The organism is Polynucleobacter sp. 71A-WALBACH (assembly GCF_018882365.1).
GTDB lineage: Bacteria > Pseudomonadota > Gammaproteobacteria > Burkholderiales > Burkholderiaceae > Polynucleobacter.
Window position 1 is genome coordinate 311,256 of record NZ_JACVOP010000001.1, and the last position, 22,699, is coordinate 333,954.

27 protein-coding genes are annotated in these 22,699 nt (G+C 46.6%); 12 read left to right on the forward strand and 15 right to left on the reverse strand.

Annotated elements, in window-relative coordinates:
• Positions 1 to 17: 17 nt before the first annotated feature.
• The 7 genes from ICN42_RS01540 to ICN42_RS01570 are packed head-to-tail and all read right to left on the reverse strand — an operon-like array spanning position 18 to position 4,724.
• The gene (locus tag ICN42_RS01540) at positions 18 to 635 is read right to left on the reverse strand and encodes a hypothetical protein (protein WP_255539200.1); all 618 of its coding nucleotides are present in this window, start codon (positions 633 to 635) and stop codon (positions 18 to 20) included.
• Positions 598 to 1,614: a lipoyl synthase gene (gene lipA / locus ICN42_RS01545; RefSeq protein WP_216862422.1), complete on the reverse strand. Its 1,017-nt coding sequence runs from the start codon at positions 1,612 to 1,614 to the stop codon at positions 598 to 600. The genes ICN42_RS01540 and lipA overlap by 38 nt, the downstream gene beginning before the upstream one ends.
• Positions 1,611 to 2,255, reverse strand: a complete 645-nt coding sequence (gene lipB, locus ICN42_RS01550; protein ID WP_216249882.1) for a lipoyl(octanoyl) transferase LipB — start codon at positions 2,253 to 2,255, stop codon at positions 1,611 to 1,613. The genes lipA and lipB overlap by 4 nt, the downstream gene beginning before the upstream one ends.
• 9 nt (positions 2,256 to 2,264) lie before the next feature.
• A complete protein-coding gene (locus tag ICN42_RS01555; protein WP_216249885.1) occupies positions 2,265 to 2,534 on the reverse strand; it encodes a YbeD family protein in 270 nt (89 codons plus the stop codon).
• Between the two features lie 35 nt (positions 2,535 to 2,569).
• Positions 2,570 to 3,286, reverse strand: coding sequence for an alpha/beta hydrolase (locus ICN42_RS01560; RefSeq protein WP_216249888.1), 717 nt, complete (start codon positions 3,284 to 3,286; stop codon positions 2,570 to 2,572).
• A 22-nt stretch (positions 3,287 to 3,308) separates the two neighbouring features.
• Positions 3,309 to 3,617 (reverse strand): ferredoxin, encoded by a 309-nt coding sequence (locus ICN42_RS01565; RefSeq protein WP_216249897.1) that lies wholly within the window; start codon positions 3,615 to 3,617, stop codon positions 3,309 to 3,311.
• Positions 3,618 to 3,629: 12 nt separating this feature from the next.
• Positions 3,630 to 4,724 carry a VanZ family protein gene (locus ICN42_RS01570; RefSeq protein WP_216249899.1) on the reverse strand — a complete coding sequence of 365 codons (1,095 nt, stop codon included), beginning with the start codon at positions 4,722 to 4,724 and terminating at the stop codon, positions 3,630 to 3,632.
• 46 nt (positions 4,725 to 4,770) lie between these two features.
• Between ICN42_RS01570 and ICN42_RS01575 the strand changes: the two genes are divergently transcribed.
• Together ICN42_RS01575 and ICN42_RS01580 are read left to right on the forward strand one after the other, a co-directional pair.
• Positions 4,771 to 5,571, forward strand: coding sequence for a biotin--[acetyl-CoA-carboxylase] ligase (locus ICN42_RS01575; protein WP_216249901.1), 801 nt, complete (start codon positions 4,771 to 4,773; stop codon positions 5,569 to 5,571).
• Complete coding sequence (locus tag ICN42_RS01580) at positions 5,568 to 6,389, forward strand: type III pantothenate kinase (protein ID WP_216249903.1); 822 nt, start codon at positions 5,568 to 5,570, stop codon at positions 6,387 to 6,389. The genes ICN42_RS01575 and ICN42_RS01580 overlap by 4 nt, the downstream gene beginning before the upstream one ends.
• Before the next feature lie 25 nt (positions 6,390 to 6,414).
• On the opposite strand, the gene rfaE2 is transcribed toward ICN42_RS01580, so the two are convergent.
• Positions 6,415 to 6,906 carry a D-glycero-beta-D-manno-heptose 1-phosphate adenylyltransferase gene (gene rfaE2 / locus ICN42_RS01585; protein ID WP_216249914.1) on the reverse strand — a complete coding sequence of 164 codons (492 nt, stop codon included), beginning with the start codon at positions 6,904 to 6,906 and terminating at the stop codon, positions 6,415 to 6,417.
• Between the two features lie 90 nt (positions 6,907 to 6,996).
• Here rfaE2 and ICN42_RS01590 point away from each other — a divergent pair, with 90 nt between their 5' ends.
• From ICN42_RS01590 to ICN42_RS01610, 5 genes are read left to right on the forward strand one after another with little or no spacing between them, the layout of a single operon-like run.
• The gene (locus tag ICN42_RS01590) at positions 6,997 to 7,575 is read left to right on the forward strand and encodes a glutathione peroxidase (protein WP_370625991.1); all 579 of its coding nucleotides are present in this window, start codon (positions 6,997 to 6,999) and stop codon (positions 7,573 to 7,575) included.
• Complete coding sequence (locus ICN42_RS01595; RefSeq protein WP_216249915.1) at positions 7,575 to 8,963, forward strand: FAD-dependent oxidoreductase; 1,389 nt, start codon at positions 7,575 to 7,577, stop codon at positions 8,961 to 8,963. The genes ICN42_RS01590 and ICN42_RS01595 overlap by 1 nt, the downstream gene beginning before the upstream one ends.
• Entirely contained in the window at positions 8,964 to 9,749 is a 786-nt protein-coding gene (locus ICN42_RS01600) for a DUF1365 domain-containing protein (protein WP_216249918.1), read from the forward strand.
• Entirely contained in the window at positions 9,746 to 11,041 is a 1,296-nt protein-coding gene (locus ICN42_RS01605) for a cyclopropane-fatty-acyl-phospholipid synthase family protein (RefSeq protein WP_216249921.1), read from the forward strand. Before ICN42_RS01600 ends, ICN42_RS01605 begins: the two co-directional genes overlap by 4 nt.
• Positions 11,038 to 11,814: an SDR family oxidoreductase gene (locus ICN42_RS01610; protein WP_216249924.1), complete on the forward strand. Its 777-nt coding sequence runs from the start codon at positions 11,038 to 11,040 to the stop codon at positions 11,812 to 11,814. Before ICN42_RS01605 ends, ICN42_RS01610 begins: the two co-directional genes overlap by 4 nt.
• A 9-nt stretch (positions 11,815 to 11,823) precedes the next feature.
• Here the strand turns inward: ICN42_RS01610 and ICN42_RS01615 are convergent, their stop codons facing one another.
• Genes ICN42_RS01615 through argS form a run of 3 tightly spaced genes read right to left on the reverse strand, consistent with a single transcriptional unit; the run spans position 11,824 to position 14,876 of the window.
• The gene (locus ICN42_RS01615; RefSeq protein ID WP_216249925.1) at positions 11,824 to 12,486 is read right to left on the reverse strand and encodes a thiol:disulfide interchange protein DsbA/DsbL; all 663 of its coding nucleotides are present in this window, start codon (positions 12,484 to 12,486) and stop codon (positions 11,824 to 11,826) included.
• Complete coding sequence (locus ICN42_RS01620; RefSeq protein ID WP_216249928.1) at positions 12,483 to 13,097, reverse strand: SPOR domain-containing protein; 615 nt, start codon at positions 13,095 to 13,097, stop codon at positions 12,483 to 12,485. The genes ICN42_RS01615 and ICN42_RS01620 overlap by 4 nt, the downstream gene beginning before the upstream one ends.
• A gap of 51 nt (positions 13,098 to 13,148) precedes the next feature.
• Positions 13,149 to 14,876: an arginine--tRNA ligase gene (gene argS / locus ICN42_RS01625; RefSeq protein WP_216249932.1), complete on the reverse strand. Its 1,728-nt coding sequence runs from the start codon at positions 14,874 to 14,876 to the stop codon at positions 13,149 to 13,151.
• Positions 14,877 to 14,911: 35 nt separating this feature from the next.
• On the opposite strand from argS, the gene ICN42_RS01630 reads away from it, so the two are divergent.
• Complete coding sequence (locus tag ICN42_RS01630) at positions 14,912 to 15,229, forward strand: DUF1840 domain-containing protein (RefSeq protein WP_216249935.1); 318 nt, start codon at positions 14,912 to 14,914, stop codon at positions 15,227 to 15,229.
• Between the two features lie 27 nt (positions 15,230 to 15,256).
• Here ICN42_RS01630 and metH read toward each other — a convergent pair whose 3' ends face one another.
• Together metH and ICN42_RS01640 are read right to left on the reverse strand one after the other, a co-directional pair.
• Complete coding sequence (gene metH, locus ICN42_RS01635) at positions 15,257 to 18,004, reverse strand: methionine synthase (RefSeq protein WP_216249938.1); 2,748 nt, start codon at positions 18,002 to 18,004, stop codon at positions 15,257 to 15,259.
• Positions 18,001 to 19,065, reverse strand: a complete 1,065-nt coding sequence (locus tag ICN42_RS01640) for a homocysteine S-methyltransferase family protein (protein WP_216249942.1) — start codon at positions 19,063 to 19,065, stop codon at positions 18,001 to 18,003. The genes metH and ICN42_RS01640 overlap by 4 nt, the downstream gene beginning before the upstream one ends.
• Before the next feature lie 78 nt (positions 19,066 to 19,143).
• On the opposite strand from ICN42_RS01640, the gene ICN42_RS01645 reads away from it, so the two are divergent.
• Entirely contained in the window at positions 19,144 to 19,593 is a 450-nt protein-coding gene (locus ICN42_RS01645) for a PhaM family polyhydroxyalkanoate granule multifunctional regulatory protein (protein ID WP_216249944.1), read from the forward strand.
• Here the strand turns inward: ICN42_RS01645 and ICN42_RS01650 are convergent.
• Positions 19,505 to 20,590: an MBL fold metallo-hydrolase gene (locus ICN42_RS01650; protein ID WP_216249947.1), complete on the reverse strand. Its 1,086-nt coding sequence runs from the start codon at positions 20,588 to 20,590 to the stop codon at positions 19,505 to 19,507. The two genes, ICN42_RS01645 and ICN42_RS01650, sit on opposite strands and share 89 nt — an antisense overlap.
• Positions 20,591 to 20,612: 22 nt before the next feature.
• On the opposite strand from ICN42_RS01650, the gene ICN42_RS01655 reads away from it, so the two are divergent.
• Positions 20,613 to 20,789, forward strand: coding sequence for a DUF1289 domain-containing protein (locus tag ICN42_RS01655; RefSeq protein ID WP_216225619.1), 177 nt, complete (start codon positions 20,613 to 20,615; stop codon positions 20,787 to 20,789).
• Between the two features lie 21 nt (positions 20,790 to 20,810).
• Here the strand turns inward: ICN42_RS01655 and ICN42_RS01660 are convergent, their stop codons facing one another.
• Positions 20,811 to 21,794 (reverse strand): MDR family oxidoreductase, encoded by a 984-nt coding sequence (locus ICN42_RS01660; RefSeq protein ID WP_216249950.1) that lies wholly within the window; start codon positions 21,792 to 21,794, stop codon positions 20,811 to 20,813.
• A gap of 87 nt (positions 21,795 to 21,881) precedes the next feature.
• On the opposite strand from ICN42_RS01660, the gene ICN42_RS01665 reads away from it, so the two are divergent.
• Together ICN42_RS01665 and ICN42_RS01670 are read left to right on the forward strand one after the other, a co-directional pair.
• On the forward strand, positions 21,882 to 22,175 hold the full coding sequence (locus ICN42_RS01665) for a hypothetical protein (RefSeq protein WP_216249953.1): 294 nt from the start codon (positions 21,882 to 21,884) through the stop codon (positions 22,173 to 22,175).
• Positions 22,176 to 22,197: 22 nt separating this feature from the next.
• The gene (locus ICN42_RS01670; RefSeq protein ID WP_216249956.1) at positions 22,198 to 22,686 is read left to right on the forward strand and encodes a flavin reductase family protein; all 489 of its coding nucleotides are present in this window, start codon (positions 22,198 to 22,200) and stop codon (positions 22,684 to 22,686) included.
• The last annotated feature ends 13 nt before the right edge of the window (positions 22,687 to 22,699 follow it).

Genomic DNA, 22,699 nt, shown 5'->3' on the forward strand with positions numbered 1-22,699 from the left:
TCAGTTTCATCTAGAAACTATTCTGGATGAAACTCATCAAAGAAGTTGGAGTAAGCCTCTTCAGAGAAAAACTTTTTTGCATCCACTCTTGCTGGAGCTGTATGTAAAACTGAGATCTGATAAATCCAAATCCCGTTATCTGGTGCTAGCCTGGTAATCCAACGTACCCGCATTGACTGCTCTACTGCACCACTAGATTTAAATTCCAGGAAATAATCTTTAGTAGAAAGACGCTGACGATTAGTTGTCTGGTACTGAGCATCGACACTAACAGCACTTTCTAAATTGACATTTGCACGATTCAGTAAATTGCCTTGTAATTGCTCTAATAATTTAGGCGCTAGTGCAGCTTGATCTTTACTCAAGTGAATCGTACTCACTGAATAAATATCATCCTCAATCTTTACCGCTTCTAAGGTTTGCGGAATGTCTTGATTTTGATATGGCAGTCGTCGCTCAATCTTTTCAGGTTTGCCCGGAAATAAAGTGCTATAGCCTTCTTGTGGAGACTGCACGGTCCGCCAATCCAGCTTGGGACTACAGCCAGTAAGCAGAAAAGCAAATGCTAGAAATACCCCGAGCTTTTGGAACACAGGTTTAGACAACACCAGCCCCATGCGCTTGTTCGTCAGCATGGTAGCTAGAGCGCACCATGGCGCCAACGGCAGCATGTGAGAAGCCCATGGCATAAGCCTCTTCCTCGAAATGCTTAAATACATCCGGATGCACATAGCGCCGAACTGGGAGATGATGACCTGAGGGAGCAAGATACTGGCCGATCGTCAGCATGTCGATATTGTGTTCGCGCATATCACGCATGACTTCTAAGATCTCTTCATCCGTCTCACCCAAGCCAACCATCAAGCCACTCTTAGTTGGAATATGTGGGAAGCGCTCTTTAAAGTCTTTTAATAACTTCAGGGAATGTGCGTAATCAGCTCCAGGTCGTGCTTGTTTATAAAGACGCGGCACAGTTTCTAAGTTGTGATTCATCACATCAGGCAGGCCTTGCGGCGCATGCTGAGAAAAAATATCTAAAGCTTTATCTAGACGCCCGCGAAAATCCGGAACTAAAACCTCAATGCGTGTATTGGGGGAGAGATCTCGGGATTGAGAAATGCAGTCCACATAATGCATCGCACCACCGTCGCGCAAATCATCGCGATCTACGCTAGTAATCACTACATAATTCAATTTCAAGGCGGCGATCGTGCGCGCCAAATTACCAGGCTCTTTTGTATCTAGCGGATCTGGTCTGCCGTGACCCACATCACAAAACGGGCAACGACGCGTACATTTATCGCCCATGATCATGAAGGTAGCGGTACCTTTTCCAAAGCACTCACCAATATTGGGGCAGCTTGCTTCTTCGCAAACCGTGACTAACTCATTTTCACGAAGAATCTTTTTAATTTCAGAAAAACGAGAGTTTCCAGAGGCGGCTCTTACTCGAATCCAATCTGGCTTTTTGAGAACTTGCTCTAAAGGCACGATCTTGATCGGAATACGCGCAGTTTTCTCACTCGACTTCTGCTTACGTGAAGCATCGTAGTTAAGATCCTGCCGACTATTGCTAGTGACAGTGGAATCGAGATCCGGCTTATTGATAGTCATGATGAAATCAGTTGCTTTTGCAAATGCCCTAAAAGGGTTTGGCCAATAATGTCTACATTGTCCTTGATCCCAAGGGTTTGCATATCCACCGTCCTTAAGCCCTCATAACCGCATGGGTGAATCCGGGAAAAAGCCGCCAAATCAGTTGATACATTCAAGGCAAGCCCATGATAGGAGCACCCCTTGGAGACCTTAAGGCCCAAAGCGGCAATCTTAGCGCCCCGATACTCTAATGGAGCTGGGCTCTCTTGGGCAACATAAATGCCAGGCGCACCAGCGTGTCTTTCAGCCTGGATACCAAAGTCCGCCAGGGTATCAATCAAAGCTTGCTCAATACGAGACACCAGCTCTTTAACAAAGATCCCTAAACGCCTCAGATCAAGCAGCAGATAGACCACGATTTGCCCGGGCCCGTGATAAGTGATCTCACCACCACGATCTACCTGTACTAATGGAATTTGATTGCTAGGGGAATGCAAATTACTGGCATCCCCCGCCAAACCCAAAGTAAACACTGGAGGATGCTCGAGGATCCAAATTTCATCTGGAGTATCACTATCTCGCTGCTGCGTGAAATCCCGCATCGCTTGATATGTCGACTCGTAGTCAGCCACTCCTAAATGTTTTACTAAAAAACTCATGCAGGCAATTTAGAGAACTATGCTAATCAAAGGATGTGTAGATAGAGTTCGATACAACTCATCTAACTGCTCACGGCTGGTCGCGGTAATTGGCAAAGTAATGCCAAGATAATTACCGTCTTTAGAGGGTCGCTGCTCAACCTTGCTCTCATCAAATGTAGGATCAAATTGACGGGCAATATGCAAAATCGCCGGTAGGTATTCTGGATTAGCTTTACCCATCACCTTAATTGGAAATTCAGATGGATACTCGATGAGGGATTTTTTATCTTCAGTCATTGATTTTTATCTTTCTCTCTATTTTTTCTTTTACTTTACTTAATGCGGTGATCGGGCATACCCAACCAAGCACTAGTGATGATGTTTCGAATGCAATGCAAACGTCGGTGGAAAAAATGATCCGCCCCTGGCACGACTTGCACTGTTAATTCTTGAGGGCGCGCCCAATCCAAGACATCGATCAGAGGAATAGTCTCATCTACTTCACCATGAATCAAAATCGTATCGGCAGGCACAGGTGCTAAGACCCACTTACCCGCTGCGCTACCCACCATGACTAGGCGCTCGGCAGTACGCCCTAGCTCTGCCAAGCGTTGCACTAGATGCGTTCCAACGAAACTTCCAAATGAAAAACCTGAAACTACTAAAGGTAATGTATTTGCAGTCTGAATCCATGCCTGTTGAGAAGTAGCCTCGAATTGATTCCAGCTCGAAGGGGTTCGCATCCAATCAGTAACATGCAACAAGTCTTCCATCTCGCCAACACCATCATCATGTACACCGGCAGTAGCGCCTACTCCACGAAAATTAGGGCGCACACTGACGTAACCCAATTGATTGAAGGCGCGCGCCATAGTTTGCGCAACCTTGTTATCCATCGTTCCACCCATTAGTGGGTGTGGATGCGCAACTAAGGCCAAACCCCTCACCAAAAAATTAGGATTATTTTTTAACTCATCAGGAAAATCAATTGACATTTCAATTTGACCCACAACACCATCAATATGAATTATTTTTGTACGGCTATTCATGGAAGAGCTTTCTTAAATCTTTTTAAACTAACTGCAGGCGCTCTACTGGGCGCCCTTGTATTAGGTGTGACTGGATAATATCTTCAATGTCTTCAGTATCCACAAAGGTGTACCAAACACCCTCTGGATAGATCACCATCACTGGGCCGTCAGCACAACGATCTAAACATCCAGCCTTATTAATACGGATTTTTCCAGGGCCAGATAAACCCAACTCTTTCACGCGTTTTTTTGCATACTCAAACAATGCAAAAGCGTTATGACGATCACAACAATCTTCTCCATTACTGCGCTGGTTTAGGCAGAAAAAAACATGGTGTTTAAAACTCATATGGAATCTCAATTAAGGTTTTAAATTAAAGGCAGTCCTGTTTCGAAGCACCCAAAATAATGCTAATGGCAACCATACTACTGAAACCCACTGCATTAATTCATTAAAGTGTAATAGCCGACCTTGGTACCAGTGTCGTAAAGTCAGGATGAAATACGGGTTGGCGGGTAAGAGATTAATTGCCAAGGTGGCACTAACCAAACAAGCGATCGCAAGCCAAGCTTTACCGGAAACAGAAAACTGGAGAGACCATCTGAGCAACAGACTTCCCAGCACCATTCCCCAAATAGCCCCCGCGGTAAGCCACAGCAAGCTAAATTCCGCCCCGAATTGCAAAGCAGTGAAAGCAATCTTTACCAACACAGTGAAGCAAAGCAAACTATTCAAGATTTTCCACTGAGGCGCTTTTTCGCGCATTCCCAGGGATAGTAAGAGCCCAGTCCCTAGCCAACATACTGCCGTAATAACGGCTTCTTGGACAACATGATTCACCACCATCGTGCCCCAATCAACTGAGGCAAAAATGGCATGCCCCCAGACCCCTGTACCCAACCAAGAGCTCTGAGGGTAAATCTGAGCCCAAGGAAAGAGCAGAAACAGGGCACAAGCAGCCCAATTCAGGCCAAACCACTGGTCAAAACAACGGCGTACCGCACTACCGGAGAGCCACTGGGGACCTAGGGGGATCGCCAATAAGGCACCCATCAAACCACCCAACACGTTGGCCCACCAATCCATTTGGCTCGGTATCCGAGTGGGTAGCCAAGTTTGCAAAGACTCCACGCTAAAAGCCAATACCGCACTAAAGCTCAAAGCAATGCCCAGGGCAACAAAATTACGCCAACGCGGGTAGCAGGCAAAGACCAGCAAAAATCCCAGGGGGATATAGGCCAAGATATTGACCGAAACGTCAAAGAGCGTAATAAAGCGGGGCAAAGGGGCATCTAACCATGCCCATGCAGTTATGCCATTGTCAAAGTTGAAATCAAAGGGATTTAGGCTAACGTAAACGATTAATAGCGCGTAGCTCAAGCTAATGGCCCTAGCCAATGGCATTGCCTGGAGGGGCCAAACAAACTTGCGAGGACGCTGATCTTCACGATGCATTCCCTCATTCTAGGTCAGCCCAGTCAGATCTTTCTACAATAGGAAAATGAGCCCGAATTGCATACTAGAACGTGTTGCCACCACCAAATCGACTAATGATGATTTATTGGCCCGTTGGCGTGCCGGGGAATTAATTGATCCAGTTGCTCGAATCGCCCATGAGCAGACCTCCGGCAAGGGCAGAGCTGGAAGGGTTTGGTTTTCTCGTCCTGAAGATACCCTGTGCTTCTCCTTGGCCTACCCCTTTTGTAAGCGCCCCAATGAACTAAGCGGACTCAGCCTAGTAATTGGACTGGCCGTGGTTGCTGGTATTGCCGGGGCCTTAGGAATCAGTGAAGCTGAGCTCCATCAACAAGGCCTTCGACTGAAGTGGCCTAACGATTTGCTACTAAACAATGCCAAGCTTGGCGGCATTCTGATTGAAGGCGGACAGAGCAATCCAGAATCAGCCACTTGGATGGTGATCGGCCTAGGTCTGAACTTACGTCATGGGGAGCTAATTGAAAAGAGTCTGAAGGACAGCACCTCTCTCAAGGTTGCAGCTCTAGATCAACTCATGCCACACCAGGCACCGATTCCTGATAATGAGTTCATTTGGCTCAAACTGATTGAGTCATTTGAAAAACATTTGATCGACTTTGAACGGCATGGGTTTAGTTATTTTAAGAACTCCTGGGCACAGTGGGATGCATTCGATGGTCAGTCAGTCTGTATATCTGGCACTGGTAAAGAATCTCTTGCTGGAATTTCTGTAGGAGTAGACGATACTGGCGCGCTTATCCTCAAGCAAAATGACAAATCAATTGCCATTCATGCGGGCGATGTTTCTTTGCGAGTTCAATCATGAGTCTGTATTTAGTATTCGATCTTGGCAATACTCGCCTTAAATGGGCTGCTGTTGAGTCCACGCAAAACATTGCAGATCGTAATAAAAAACTGTGGGCGTATTCTGGATCGATCAGCAATAAATCATTCCAATCCCCCGAGCTGCGCGCCGAGCTATCCGACTATATTTCTAAAACTTTACCCAAGCCTGATGCCATCGCTTTTTGCTGTGTAGCTGGCGATGCTGCAATTGACAATCTACGTGGTCTTTTTCCACAATGGCAGGATCTGGAGTGGAAGCAATTAACCGGTAGCAGCTCTTATGAGGGTGTACGCACACTCTATCAAGATCCAAATAAGCTGGGCGCAGATCGATGGGCCGCGCTGATTGGGGCAAGGGCACTCTCAAACACCAACACGCTAGTGATTAATGCTGGGACCGCCACCACTATTGACTTGCTAGGCGGTAATGGCGTTCATTACGGCGGCTGGATCTTGCCGGGTCTGAGCCTGATGCAAGAGAGCCTGCAGCAAAATACCGCTCAGCTTCCATTAGCAGTGCGCGCCAACCAATCTGATGCTCAAGCTCGCTTTGGCATAACAACAGATGAAGCCATTACTGGTGGTTGTGATGCCGCGCAAATGGGAGCGATACTGCGCGCCGTCTATTTAGCTAAAGCAATGAACCATCCAGTCGAGCGAATTTGGCTTGATGGCGGTAATGCCAAAATTTTGGCAAATGAGATTAAACAATTTCCAGAGCTAGCAGTACTGCCAATCGAACCGATTGAAGGTCTAGTGCTTCGCGGTCTTTGGGCCTGGCTCTTACAAAACCTTTAAACCAGCCCACGTTTATTTGCACTACTTAGTTAGTACGAATCTTGCTTAGCAGCGTTGTTGTGGAGCGCTCGTATAAAAACGGAATGGCAACTGCTGTGCCACCCCAAGTCTTCACCAAGCGAGTTTCTTCGAGAGAATCGATTTCATAATCTCCGCCCTTGACGTAGATATCTGGATGAATTTTAGAAATGAGATTTACCGGGGTCTGGTCCGTAAACAACACCGCTAAATCCACACTCTCCAGTGCCGCCAAGAGCGCTTGGCGGTCAGCCTCGCTATTAATGGGCCTGTCATCGCCTTTCCCCAGCATCTTGACTGAAGCATCCGAATTTACCCCCACCACAAGACTGGCGCCTAAGGCGCGCGCTTGGGCCAAATAACTGGCATGTCCGCGATGCAGAATATCAAAGACGCCATTCGTAAATACTAGTGGCCTCGGAAGTGCAGCAATTCGAGCCTCCAGCTCTGCCGGAGGGCAGACTTTGGACTCAAAAGAAGGTAAAGGTAAGGTACTCATAGCGTCATATTAATAGCATTGAGCTAGGCTCAACGATATTTGCCAGAATGTCTTAGACTTGGATATCCCCGCCCCACCTAAAGGTTCAAGATGATTCGCAATATGCCGAGATATTTATTAGCACTACTTTTGCTGCTACCGGCAATGCAATTGGTGGAGGCAGCTCCCCCAGCCGCACCAAACTGCAGCCCCCTTTTATCCCATACCTTTCCAAGATTGCAGGATGAGGCGCCTCAAAGCCTTTGCCAATATCAGGGCAAAGTCATATTGGTTGTGAATACAGCCAGTTTTTGTGGATTCACTAGCCAATATGAGGGGCTTGAGAAGGTGTACGCCAAATACAAAGATCGTGGCTTAGTTGTATTGGGATTTCCATCCAATGATTTTGGCCAGCAGGAGCCAGGCAGCAATAAAGAAATTGCCGACTTCTGTAAAAATACCTATGACGTGAAGTTCCCCATGTTTGCAAAGAGCTCCGTTAGCGGTAACAATCCCAATCCTTTATTTAAGATGCTTATTGCCAAAACTGGCACAACTCCTAAATGGAATTTTTACAAATACCTCATAGATCGCAACGGGAATGTAGTGGAAGCATTTGGCAGCATGACTAAACCAACAAGCAGTAGCATTACTGGCGAGATAGAAAAACTTCTTGGAGAGAAAATTTAGTGGGTAAGAAAAAAGTTGCCATCATTGGCGCTGGTATATCTGGCTTAGGATGCGCATATGCATTAAGACAGCACCCTGATTTAGATATCACTGTATTCGAAGGTGGCAATCATATTGGTGGTCATAGTAATACGGTAGATCTCACACTAGAAACTCCTCAAGGTATGGTGACGCATGGAGTAGATACTGGATTTTTAGTATTTAACCGTAAAACCTACCCCCGTTTAGTGCGTTTGTTTGAGGAAATTCAGGTTCCAATTGCGCCATCAGAAATGTCTTTTTCAGTATCGATTGATGCCAGCAAAAAAATGGGGCAAAGCAAAAAAATTGAATGGGCTGGCAATGATCTCAATTCATTCTTTGGGCAAAGATCAAATTTGTTTTCATTCTCATTTTGGAGAATGGCTTATGACATCTTGCGCTTTAATCGTCTCGCTACCCGACTCGCAGAAGAACAGATAACATCCAAGCTTGAGTACTCAGAGCCAGATGAACGCATTAAAGATTTTTTAGACCGCAATCGTTTTAGTACCAGCTTTAGAGAAAATTATTTTTTGCCGATGATTGGCGCTATTTGGTCATGCTCTGTTGAGCAGATGCTGGAATTTCCGATTCAAACGATGGTACGCTTCTGTCACAATCATGGCCTTTTACAAATCCAGAATCGACCGCAATGGCTTACCGTTAAAGGTGGTTCAAGAGAATATGTGAAACTCTTAGTAGCGGCTTTGGAGAGGCATCAGGTCAAATTTGTACGTGAATCTGTTTCTCGCGTCAACACGAGTCAAGCCGAGCATTCTCCAGTAGAAGTAATGACTCCCTCAGGATCGTACTGGTTTGATGAAGTGGTAATGGCATGTCATAGCGACCAGACTTTAGAATTAGTGCATGGCATTGACCAAGATGCTCGTAATATTTTGGCTTCAGTTCCTTATCAAAAAAATCGTGCGATTTTGCATACTGATATTCATTTCTTGCCGAAGACAGAGCGTTGCTGGGCAGCCTGGAACTACACCGCAAAATCTGGTACAACACCAACCGCACAACAACATGTCAGCGTAAATTATTTAATCAACCGCCTACAGCCATTGCCTACAGCATTCGAGCGCACCCAGATTATTGTGAGCTTAAATCCGCAAACAGATCCAAATCCAGAATTAGTGCATGAAGAAATTCATTACTCACATCCAGTCTTTGATATGCGTGCAGTACAGGCACAAAAAGCACTCCCCTTGATTCAGGGTAACTCCTCAATTTGGTATTGCGGTGCATGGACTTGTTTTGGTTTTCATGAGGATGGGCTTCGCTCAGGCGAGTTGGTGGCAATGGATCTGATGGAAAGCATTTCTCATCGCGTTAAACCCAATTCCATTAAAGATGTTCAGTAAATGAATTTGCCAACGATTAATTTTGGGGCGGTAAAACATCGGCGTTTTCGCCCCGCCATAAATGCGTTTGGCTATGGCGTCTTTACTCTATCTATTCCGATGCGCGCGCGCAGACAGGATCCAACATTACTTAGCAAGCGCGGTCTAAAAGACAAACAATTTGGTCTATTTTCCTTCTTTGATCAAGATCATGGATTAGGTAATCAGGATAGTCTGACCTGGATCGAATCGATCCTTAAAGAAAATCACATACATCGAGTTGATGGTGAAATTTGGCTTCAAACTTTTCCACGAGTGCTCGGCTATGTCTTTAATCCCGTCAGCTTTTGGATCTGTACCCAGGCCAATGGTCAAGTTCAAGCAGTACTGGCTGAGGTGAATAACACCTTTGGCGAACGACACTGCTACCTACTCCATCATGACTCTGGTGAAGCCCTACAATCTGGAGAAACTCTGGTAAGCAAGAAGGTATTCCATGTGTCCCCTTTTTGTGACGTACGAGGGGAATACCACTTCCGCTTTTTATTTCCCCAAGACAGCAAATCAAAGCGAAATATTGTGTGCCGGATTGAGCTCCACGAAGATGGCGCCCCGTTGATCAATACCAGCATCAGCGGCTTATCCCAACCCTTGAGTAAAAGCGCCCTCTATCTGGCCTTCCTGCGCTACCCTCTGATGAGTCTAGGCGTTATTGGCCGAATTCACTGGCAGGCATTGAAATTATGGTTAAAAGGTGTACCCTTTTATTCCAAACCTAAACCACCAGAACTTGAAATTACCCGATGAATCGCCCCGGTCAATCACTGCTATCTCGCCTTACCTTCTCTCGCCCTGAGAAACGGACGTCTAAACAACAGCAATATCGCGCCAGCACGCAAACCTTATTAAGTCTCTTGGCGCAATTACGCAGCGGCCATCTGGTACTCACTCTGCCAAATAAGGAAGTAAGGGAGTTTGGTAACAGTTCAGACCAACTACATGCTGAAATTCAAGTTTTAGACTGGTCCGTGTTTAAGCAAGTTTTATCTCATGGCGATATTGGCTTTGCCGAGAGCTATATTCGGGGCGAATGGAATACGCCTGATCTCAAGACTGTTCTGGAGCTAGCCATTCGAAATCGCACCATCCTAGAAAAAGCAATCTATGGAAGCTGGCTAGGATCCATCGCATATCGTCTGAGACATTGGTTTAGAGATAACTCTAAATCGGGAAGTCGCAAGAATATTCATGCGCACTATGACCTGGGTAATGCCTTCTATACCCTTTGGTTAGACCCCACGATGAGCTATTCAAGCGCATGGTTCTCTGAGGGTGACAAGCAATCACTCATGGATGCTCAGCGCGCCAAAATCAAACGTATTCTGGACTCTATTCATGCCAAAGCAGGTGATCAACTCTTGGAAATAGGCTGTGGTTGGGGCGGCTTTATGGAAGAAGCCTTGCGCAATGGTAATCAGATCACTGGTTTGACTTTATCGACGGAGCAAAAAGCTTTTGCAGATTCTAGACTTCAGAACGTCGCTGCAGAAGCAAGTAATGCAAGGAAATTTGAAGTTCGCCTGCAAGATTATCGAGATTGCGCAGAGCAATTTGATGGCATTGCCTCTATTGAAATGTTTGAAGCGGTTGGCGAGAATCATTGGGGCGAATACTTCCAAACGGTTGCGAAGCGACTAAAAACCGGCGGTAGAGCTTGCATCCAAACAATCGTGATAGCGGAAGATTTGTTTGATCGCTATCGCCAAAATACTGACTTTATTCAGCAGTATGTTTTCCCAGGGGGCATGCTTCCCTCGCCCACTAAATTCAAGGCTGCTGCAGCCAGTGCAGGCTTAGAGGTAGAGGCCGAATTTGCATTTGGTGCTGACTATGCCAAAACCTTATGTTTGTGGCGCGATAGCTTTAATCACAAGATTGAAGAAATCTATCGCCTCGGTTTTGATGAGGCCTTTATTCGACTCTGGAATTTCTATCTAATGTATTGTGCCGCTGGATTCACTGAAAAAAACATTGATGTCGTGCAGTACACACTAAAACACCAAAATATCGTTTGCTCAAGCGATGCCCTGCGCCCATGAAACAAAAAGGAATTAATTCTTTTGCAAACCAACGGATTTGGGTCATTGGGGCTTCCAGTGGAATTGGTGAGGCCTGCGCAAAAGCCTTTATTAAGGCAGGTGCAAAAGTTGCCCTTTCTAGCCGTCGTGCAGAGCGTCTAAATACCCTTGCACATTCCGGAGAGCCTGGACAAGCTTTAGCACTCCCACTAGATGTCACTCAGCAAGAGCAACTCACTACAGCCTATCACAGCATCTTAGAGGTCTGGGGCGGATTGGACCTACTGCTTTTTGTTTCGGGCGTATATACCCCCTTACGCGCTGACAATTTTGACTTTGAGATCGCACAAAAAACCATTGATGCTAACTTGCTGGGGCCTATGAGGGCAGTCGGCGTGGTCTTACCTAATATGCTCAAAAATCATGCTGGTCATATTGCTATCGTTGGTAGCGTAGCTGGATATAGCGGACTCCCAAAAGCCCTGGCCTATGGGCCAAGTAAAGCAGGGATTATTAATTTCTGTGAAACCCTATATTACGATTTACTACCGCAGGGTGTGAGCGTGCACATGATCTCTCCAGGGTTTGTCGCTACTGAAGCTACTGCACAGAATGATTTTGAGATGCCAGCACTGATCACTGCTGAAGCGGCTGCAAATAAAATCCTAGCAGGAATAGTGGCTGGAGAATTTGATATTCACTTCCCCAAGCGGTTTTCAGGATTCTTAAAGTTCCTCAGAATCCTACCTTACCCGCTGTACTTCTGGATCGTACGGCGCTTCGTCAAAATCTAAGATTCTGAATTACTGGTACTTATCCTTGCGGATTTTTTGTACTAAGTAATCCATTACCGCAATCGCCTTGGCTTTAGTTCCAGCAATTGATGGGGAGGTTACATAGCGGCCCTGCATCACAATCGTTGGAACACCATCAATACGATATGCATCAGCCATCTGTCTTGCAGCGCGCGCTTTAGACACCACAGCAAATGAACGATAGGTAGCCAAGAAAGTATTGCGATCGATACCCTGAGAGGCGACCCAATCCGCAATCTCATTTTCTGTCATGAGACGTTTATTTTCTTTATGCATGGCATACATCACTTTTTCATTCATCGCCTCGCCTTTGCCCATGGCCTCTAAGGCATAGAACAACTGGCTATGCGGCATAAAGTCATCACGGAAGGCAACGGGCACTCTACGGAAAGTTACATCCTTAGGTTGGCGCTTTACCCACGCACTTAACTCTGGTTCAAAGTCATAGCAATGTGGGCAACCATACCAAAAAAACTCGATGACCTCGACCTTACCTTTAGATTCAACTGGCTGAGGGGTGGGCAGAATACGATAATCAAATCCCTCTTCGATCTTAGGACTTTGCGCAGTAGCAATCCCTGAAAATAAAAATGCCAAGCCAAGAACGGCGGCAGATAAAAAGACTCGCTTAGACTTAGATAATGTAATCATGATTTGCTAGATTTAATAACGCTCGGTTTAATGCCCATGCCATTCAGTTTGTCTCGCACGGGGTTGCTTTCTTCAACACTGTTATATGGGCCAACGCGCACTCGCCAAAGTGTATTGCCCTCACTACTAATCTCACTTAACTGAGACTGAATACCTTGAATAGCTAGATTAGCTTTTTGTGCATCCGCATCAGCACGCTTATTGAAGGCGCCTACTTGTAAGAAATAGATTGCATCCGACTTTGCAGTAGGGGTCGGAGCCGCCTCTACTGGTTTTTTGCCATTAGCTAGATCAGCAATTGGATCTGGCGCGCTAGCGGCAGGCGCAGCCGACTTACCTTGTAAAGGCTTATTCAAGTCTAAGGCCTCTGCTGGGGCAGCTGACTCACCTTCGGCAGGCGCTGGTCCTGACTTAATTGTTAAAGGTAGATTAGGGGCTCTTACTCCTGGACGCTCTTGAGGGGTGTTCTTAGAAAGGTAAAAAGCGATCACGAAAGCGACCCCTAAGCCAACCCCAAGTCCCAGAATAAAGCCGAGAATAGTGCCACCATATTCCGGGCTTGATGACTGCATCTTTGGGGTGAAGCTGGTGTGTTGATTTGTTTTTTTCATCTTATCTCCATACCTCTTTTTACCACTTAAGCGCTAGCAAGTAACTACAGCTTACATCTTAGCGGGTGCTGAAACACCCAATACCTTTAATCCATTTTCTAGCACCTGGCGAGTCGCCGAGAGCAAGGCAAGGCGAGCCAATTTCAATGCAGGGTCATCCACTAAAACGCGATCCGCATTATAGAAAGTATGAAAGTCTCCCGCTAAATCACGCAAGTAAAAAGCTAAAGCATGTGGCGCTAAGTCTGCCGCAGCATCGGTGAGCATTTCGGGATACTCAGCCAAACGACGCAGTAAATGATCCGAGGCTTTGCTTTGCAGTAAAGAAAGATCTGCGTCCTTCAGATCAGAAACTTGTCCACCCCATTGAGTCAAGATTGAGCAAATGCGAGCATGGGCATATTGCACATAGAACACTGGGTTCTCATCATTCTGCTGTAACGCTAAATCAACATCAAAAACAAATTCAGTATCGGCCTTGCGGGAGATGAGGAAGAAACGCACGGCGTCTCTTCCGCGCTGAAGCGCTAACTCACGCTCATCAGCAGTCATTTCTGGTGTAACGCCACCCGACCACTCAACCAAATCACGCACAGTGACATATGAGCCGGCACGTTTAGAAATTTTGACTTCCTCACCATGGCGCATCACTGTGACCATCTTATGCAAAACATAGTCGGGGTAGGTTTTCGGAATATCCCAACCGCGCTTCTGCGCTACACCCTGCAAGCCAGAACGCACACGGGCGATCGTGCCATGATGATCGCTACCTTGAACATTGATCACCTTCTCAAAGCCACGACTCCACTTACTGGTGTGATATGCGACATCAGGCACAAAATAGGTAAAACTTCCATCAGACTTACGCATGACGCGATCTTTATCGTCACCATCATCCGTGGTCTTAAGCCAAAGCGCGCCCTCAGACTCATAGGTCTTACCAATACTCTGCAACTCTTCAACAATCTTCGCAACACTACCGTCGGTATACAAGGAAGACTCTAAGTAATAACAATCAAACTCCACACCAAACGTTTTTAAATCAATGTCTTGTTCATTACGCAAATACGCTACGGCAAATTGACGAATGGCTTCAAGATCATCTTTATATTCTGATGAAGCCTTAAAAGCAGTCGCAATCTCTGCAATATATTCACCGTTATAAGCACTCTCCGGCCAAGTAGTGTCGCCTGGCTTAAGCCCATTTAATCTAGCCTTTACTGAGAGCGCTAAATTCGCAATCTGCACTCCAGCATCGTTGTAATAAAACTCGCGATGCACCTTGATTCCCTGTGTAGCCAACAAGTTAGCCAAGGCATCGCCTAGCGCAGCTTGACGGCCATGACCAACGTGCAGCGGGCCAGTAGGATTGGCAGACACAAACTCAATCATGGCACTAGCCACTGTGGCCGCTTCCGGGGTAAGTTGACCAAATCGGGATCCTGCTGCAAGAACCTCTTGCACTACAGTAGTTTTGGCGGCATTACTAAGGCGAAAGTTAATAAAACCAGGTCCTGCGATTTCGCAAGAAGCAATGAGCTCACCATAGCCAGGCTGCTGCTCCAAACGCTTAACCAGGGCTTCTGCCAGCTCTCTAGGATTCAACTTCCAAGCCTTGGAGAGTTGGAGGGCAATATTACAAGCGACATCTCCATGGTCAACTGCCTTGGGGCGCTCTAAACGAGGCGCAGGGGCATCTCCTAAACCACGCTCCTGAGCCAAACCCTGCAGAGCTGCGCTCAGCATTTCAATTAAACGATTTTTATTAGTTAACAACATAGATAAGTGAGTTTATCAGGTGGTAAGCTATCGAAATGATCTATCAATTTCGCTCCAAAGCGGGTCCTGACGTCATCATGCTGGCTGATCTGACCCAGCGAATCTTTGAAATTTTGGGCCGCCCATTAGAGCCCAGAGGGATTTTGACCGTTGAGCAACTACCAGCCCTCATCATCGCCCTAGAAACTGCCATTCTGAAAGACTTGGAAGAGCGTGCCAGCAGCAATACGGCTGATCAAGAAAACAGCGAAAAACCGAAGCTTGCCGACAGGCTGGGACAGCGCGCCTACCCCTTCCTTGAACTGATGAAACAGGCTAAAGCCAAAGATGAGCCGGTGATGTGGGGCGTTTAAAGCGCCACATCACTGAATACGCCCGACTTAGTCGATTGAACTCGCCAACTGGCGGCGGATATCCTCAACAGACTCGTTACGTCGCTGAGCAAGATCCTCAATCTGATCTACTGAAAGCTTACCAACGTTGAAATAACGTGCATCCGGGTGCGCTAGATAAAAACCACTGACGCTAGAGGCGGGATTCATGGCCATCGACTCAGTCAAGGTCATACCAATATCTTCTGAGCCAATCACGCGCAGTAAATCTTTTTTCACTTCATGCGCAGGACAAGCTGGATATCCCGGCGCTGGACGGATACCGCGATATTCCTCATTGATCATTTGCTCATTCGTCAAAATCTCATCAGTGGCATAACCCCAAAGATCAGTACGAACACGATGGTGCATCAACTCTGCGAATGCTTCCGCTAAACGATCAGCCAAAGACTGCAGCATGATTGCACTGTAGTCATCATGCTTCGCATGAAACTCGGCAACCTTTTTCTCCACACCATGGCCAGTTGTAACTGCAAAGCAGCCTAGGTAATCCGCCACACTTGAATCTTTTGGAGCCACGTAATCTGCCAAGCAACGATTAGGTCGACGTACGCCATCCACTACTGGACGCTCAGACTGCTGGCGCAAGTTGTGCCATACAAACAATGGATGTTCACGAGATTCATCGCTATACAAGACAATGTCATCGCCGATCGTGTTGGCTGGATAAAAAGCCACTACCGCATCGGCTTGCAACCACTGACCCTTGATTAACTTATCTAATAGCGCCTTGCCATCTTCAAACACTTTACGAGCCTCTACACCAACTATTTCATCATCCAAGATTGCCGGAAACTTACCAGCTAAATCCCAAGTCTGAAAGAACGGCGTCCAGTCAATATATTTAGCAATATCACTGAGAGCAAAGTTCTTGAAAATGCGACGCCCAATAAATTTAGGTTTCTCAGGCACATAGTGAGCCCAATCAATTAATTCACGATTCTTGCGAGCTGCTTGTAGTGAGATAGTAGGGGATGCTTTTTTGTTTGCATGTTGCTCACGAATACGCACATAGTCATCGCGTAATTCTTGAATAAATTTCTTAGCGCTTTCATCAGAAAGCAAACTCGATGCTACTGAAACAGAGCGGGATGCATCCGGCACATAGACCACTGGGCCATCGTAATGCGGCGCAATCTTTACCGCGGTATGCACGCGAGAAGTTGTGGCGCCACCAATCATTAGTGGAATTTGACGCTCACGGAAGTAGTCGTCACGTTGCATCTCTTGAGCAACGTAGGTCATCTCTTCTAAAGATGGGGTAATCAAACCAGACAGGCCAACGATATCTGCTTTTTCTTCCTTGGCACGCTTAAGAATTTCTGCGCAAGGAACCATCACACCCATATTGGCAACTTCAAAGTTATTACATTGCAGCACCACTGTCACAATATTTTTACCAATATCGTGCACATCTCCCTTAACGGTCGCCATCACAATCTTACCTTTGGCTTTTGCTTCGCCACCAGAGGCGACATGCAGGCGCTTTTCTTCCTCGATATAGGGAATTAAAATCGCAACCGCTTGCTTCATCACACGCGCACTCTTCACTACTTGAGGTAGAAACATCTTGCCAGCGCCAAATAAGTCGCCGACGACATTCATGCCATCCATTAGAGGGCCTTCAATGACCTCAATTGGACGACCACCCGCACCCATAATTTGGGCACGCAGCTCTTCAGTATCTTCTTCAATAAAGGTGGTGATGCCATGCACCAAGGCATGGGTTAAACGCTCACGCACTGGGGCTTCACGCCATACCAAGTTCTCTACTTGTTTTGCGCCACCACCTTTAAATTGGTCAGCAATATCCAGCAAACGCTCAGTTGGGGTCTTGCCTTCTTTTTCCTTAAAGCGGTTTAGCACTACATCTTCAACACGCTCACGTAATTCAGGATCAAGGTCTGCGTAGACGCCGAGCTGCCCTGCATTGACAATACCCATATCCATACCAGCCTGAATAGCGTGGTACAGGAAAACCGTATGGATAGCTTCACGTACGCGATCATTGCCACGGAAAGAGAAGCTGACATTCGAAACACCACCACTCACTTTCGCGCCCGGCAGATTTTCCTTAATCCAGCGAGTGGCGTTAATGAAATCGACAGCATAGTTGTCATGCTCTTCAATGCCAGTGGCGATTGCGAAGATATTGGGATCAAAAATAATGTCTTCTGCTGGGAAGCCAATTTCATTAACCAGTATTTGATAGCAGCGTTGGCAAATTTCTGTCTTGCGCTTAAAAGTATCTGCTTGACCCACTTCATCAAATGCCATCACTACAGAAGCTGCGCCATACCGACGAATTAAACGCGCTTGTTTTCTAAAAGGCTCTTCACCCTCTTTGAGTGAGATCGAGTTAACAATCGGCTTACCTTGAACACATTTCAGACCCGCTTCGATCACACTCCATTTAGATGAATCAATCATGATCGGTACACGAGCAATATCTGGCTCGGAAGCAATTAAATTCAGGAAGCGCGTCATCGCAGCTTCAGAATCTAACATCGCCTCATCCATATTGATGTCAATGACTTGAGCACCATTCTCAACTTGCTGTCTTGCAACTACCAAGGCTTCATCAAATTGATTATTTAAAATCATGCGCGAAAATGCTTTGGAGCCCGTTACGTTAGTGCGCTCCCCAATATTGACAAAACCAACATCAGCCGTGACATTGAAAGGCTCTAGACCTGAGAGCTTCATCGGTGGCATTACTTTTACAGTCTTACTCATACTGATACCTCCGCGCTCTCGCGATAGAAAGCGCGTGGCTGGCGCTTAGCAACCGCATTAGCAATCGCACGAATATGGTCCGGAGTAGTTCCACAGCAACCGCCTACGAGATTGACTAAGCCATCTTTTGCAAAGCCATCAACCAAGCTAGAAGTAATTTCTGGAGTTTCATCAAAGCCCGTGTCACTCATCGGATTAGGCAAACCCGCGTTGGGGTAGCAAGATACAGCGGCATCGCAGATGCGCGCCAGTTCAGCAATGTAAGGTCGCATCAGCGCAGCACCTAAAGCGCAGTTCAAGCCAAAGGTCAGCGGTTTAATGTGACGCAGGCTATTCCAAAATGCCTCAACAGTTTGGCCAGACAGGATGCGACCAGAAGCATCGGTGACTGTCCCTGAAATCATTACCGGTAAACGCTCGCCAGTTTCTTCAAAGAATTCATCTAAGGCAAACAGTGCAGCTTTGGCATTGAGTGTGTCGAAAATAGTTTCAACTAGAAATAAATCAACGCCACCTTCAAAAAGGCCTTCAATCTGCTCGCGATAGGAAGCTCGTAACGCGTCAAAGGTCACATTGCGCGCACCAGGATCATTTACATCAGGAGAAATGCTCGCCGTCTTTGGAGTAGGTCCAATCGCGCCCGCTGCAAAACGGGGTTTATCTGGCGTAGAGTATTTTTCACAAGCAGCGCGAGCCAACTGCGCGGAGATCACATTCATCTCACGCGCTAAGCCAGCCATCTTGTAGTCTTCTTGCGCAACAGAGGTGGCGCCAAAAGTATTGGTCTCAATAATGTCAGCGCCCGCATCTAAATACTGCTCATGAATCTTGCTGATAATTTGAGGCTGCGTGAGAACTAAGAGTTCGTTATTACCCTTGATATCGCCAGGATGATCTTCAAAGCGGGTATTCGCAGGCAAGCCACGGTAATCTGCCTCATTCAGCTTGTATTGCTGAATCATGGTGCCCATGGCGCCATCCAGAATCAGAATGCGCTGCTTCAGTAGCTCGGGAAGTGCCTGACCGCGGGTGTAAGGCTGGGATAAACCATTAGATTGCATTGCTTAACCGGGATTAATCTCTAGAATCTCTTATTGTATTGGCAATAAGCCACTTTTATCTGACCTGGAGCCCGCCCTATGTTTGGAACTATCCCTGAATTCAACCAAAGCCTTGAAATGATGAAAACTATGTGGGGTCAAGGGGCAGCTGGACAGACCCCAGGCCAATTTCCGTTCACCACAGACGCCTCTAAGGCGGCAGGAGGGTTTGGGTCAGCTTTTCCAGGGCTCGATACAGACGAACTTGAAAAACGCATCAAGGACCTTAAAAGCGTAGAAAACTGGCTCAATCTCAATCTCAACATCTTGAAGTCCACCATTCAAGGCCTTGAAGTGCAGCACGCCACCATGATGGCGCTCAAATCTTTTGGGGATGCCGTTTCAGCAACTGCCGCCGCGGCAACTGGGGGGTCTTCTGAAGAATCTGGAACTAAGGCTTCTAAACCACGCAAAACCGCAACACGCCGTCGTCGCAAAGCTGGCGACTCAACTTACCTCGACGAAGTAGGTAATTCAGATGAGCAATAGCCTCACCCATGGCAAATGTCATTTGGTGAATATCTAGTTCACGCTTAAATAAAACCGGCACTATCTCACGAGCAGTTGCCGGTTTTTTACATGCTCCCAGTGTTTCCGCCAAGCGCTCATCATGATGCGCTTTCAACTGATCGATCCGCGGCTTCATCCCTGTAAAAGGCTTGCCATGTGATGGCAGCACTAGAGAGTCGTCAGGCAATGGCAGATATCGATCTAAAGAGCTTAGATATAAGCCCAAAGGATCCGCATCCGGATCCGCATCGTAAACACTGACATTCGTAGAAATGCGTGGCAACAACATATCCCCCGAAATCAGTACGCCCAAATCTTTGCAATACAAAGAGGCATGTTCTGGCGCATGACCAAATCCCATAATGACTCGCCACTCATGGCCACCAATCAAAATCATTTCGCCATCAATGATCCGGCGATATTGTCTGGGCACACCTGGAACCATATTGCTGTAGTAGTTGGAGCGCGCCCGAATTTTTTCTAAATCCTCTGGCGCATTTAATCCATGCTTTTGAAAGTGATCCGCTGAACCACCGCCACCAGCGCGCGCACCAATAGCAGCACCGCCCTCTTTATGGCTAAGCCATTGCGCAGTTAAATAATCCGTCATGGAAATCCAGAGCGGCACATTCCATTTTTCACAAAGCCATTGGGAGAGGCCCACGTGATCAGGATGCATATGTGTCACAATCACCCTCAGCACCGGCAAGCCCTCTAACTGAGTAGCAAAGATCTGATCCCAGGACGCTTTTGTCTCTTCATTAGCAATACCACAATCAATAATTGTCCAACCCTGAATACCCTCAAACTCATCACGCAGTAGCCATAAATTGATGTGATCTAAAGCAAACGGCAGGCGCATCCGCAACCAACGCACGCCAGGCGCAACCTCCATTGAGCTACCCACTTCCGGTAAAGCATCGGCTAAGGGATAATGAATAGAACTAAGATCGCTGGATTGGTTTTTGGTATTCATTTATTTCTATTCTAGGTTTGCTTTGACAACAGTTCCATCGCCCTGTATCAACTGGTGCGACATCAACCCTGAAAATGGTTTTTGCCGTGGCTGTTATCGCACGCTTTCTGAGATTGCGGACTGGTCTGAACTTTCTAACTCGGACAAACTTGAGGTTTGGGAAAAACTAGAAACGCGCAAACCTCAAGCACCACAGTAAATATTGCTAATGGCTAATTGCTTATTTATTTACATCCACAATTAAACGACCACGAACATTTCCAGCCATGAGTTCTGCGGCGTACTTTAAAGAATCCTCAAGACTAATTTCATGAGAGATCTCTTCTAAAGTATTGAGATCTACTAACTTGCTTAATTGCTCATAGGCAGCAATACGTTTTGCTTTTGGCACTGTCACGCTATTAATACCGTACAAAGTGACCCCACGCAAAATAAATGGCGCAACAGACGATGGAAAATCCATTCCCTGAGCAAGACCACAAGCGGCGACCGCCCCATCGCTCTTAGTTTGTGCGCAGGCATTAGCTAAGGTATGACTACCAACGCTATCGACCACTGCCGCCCAGCGCTCTTTAGCTAAAGGCTTGCCAGGAGCTGACAAAACCGCTCGATCAATGACTTCACTTGCGCCCAATTTCTTCAAATAATCAGCCTCAGACATCCGTCCTGTACTGGCCACAACCGTAAATCCTAATTTGCTCAAAAGAGTTATAGCGAAGCTACCAACCCCACCTGCAGCACCAGTCACTAATACCTCTCCATCACTAGGCTTCAAACCATGCTTTTGTAAAGCCATTACACACAGCATTGCGGTGTAGCCCGCAGTACCAATAGCCAAGGCCTGCTTAGCGGTGAAACCCTTCGGCAAAGGAATAAGCCATTCAGACTTCACACGTGCTTGCTGGGCTAGTCCACCCCAATGACCTTCACCAACACCCCAACCATTGAGTAGCACCATATCGCCAACCTTAAATTCTGGGCTAGCACTTTCTAAGACCTCGCCTGCAAAATCAATCCCGGGGACCATAGGGAAGCTACGCACTACCGGGCCTTTACCAGTAATTGCCAAACCATCTTTGTAATTCAGTGTGGAATAGAGCACCTTAACCCTGACATCCCCCTCAGGCAGGCTAGCCTCATCGACTTGAGCAAGCTCAGCCCGATAACCTTGATCATCTTTATTTACCAAAATTGCGTTAAACATGTCTCTTCCTTTTAAAAGCGCTGCATTCTCCACAGCAAATACGTAATAGGTTTATCCTAACGAGCATTGCTGATTATGGAGGTTTCCATGAAAAAAATTCTACTATTAACTTCGATTTCCGGTTTAGTGCTGATTGGCTGCTCTTCAAGCCAAATTAACATGTCTATGGGTAACATGCGCTTGATTACCTCCAGTGCGGCACCACAAGATGTCATGGATTTTGCCAATACGACCTGTCAGAATGATTTCTACCAAGGCGCAAGCTTCCTTTCTAAGGCTGGTAAGGAATATCGCTTTAAATGCGTTAAAGCCGAAGAAAATGAAATCCTGACTCCAATCCCCGGCACGACTATCCCCGCTGATACTCCTGCAGCAAAGTAAGTCACCAAATAAGCAAAGTAAGATGACCCCCTTTACCTCCCAAGAGCTCCGCAAAGGCTTCTCTTCCTTTGCAACTGGGGTCACTGTCATTACCTGCCTCGATACGGATCAGAATGCTCACGGCATCACTATCAGCTCTTTTAATACCGTTTCATTAGAGCCGCCACTCATTTTGTGGAGCCTCAAGAAGCATTCGCGTTTAATGCCCTACTTTGAAGTAGGTCACAAACAGCTAATCCATGTGCTGGAGCGCTCCCAAGAGTCAATGGCAATGCACTTTGCCACCGTTAAAGAAAATCAATTTGTGGGTATCTCTCACAAAATCGCAGCGAGTGGCCTCACCCAAATTGAAGGATGCTCTGCCTACTTTGAATGTGAGACTGTATCCGTGCATACCGGCGGTGACCACAACATTATTGTTGCTAAAGTCATCAACCTAAAACACGCCCCAGAAAGTCATCCACTCATATTTGCTCACAGCAAATTTATGGGTTTAGATTCATCACTTTAAAAATACCAAAATA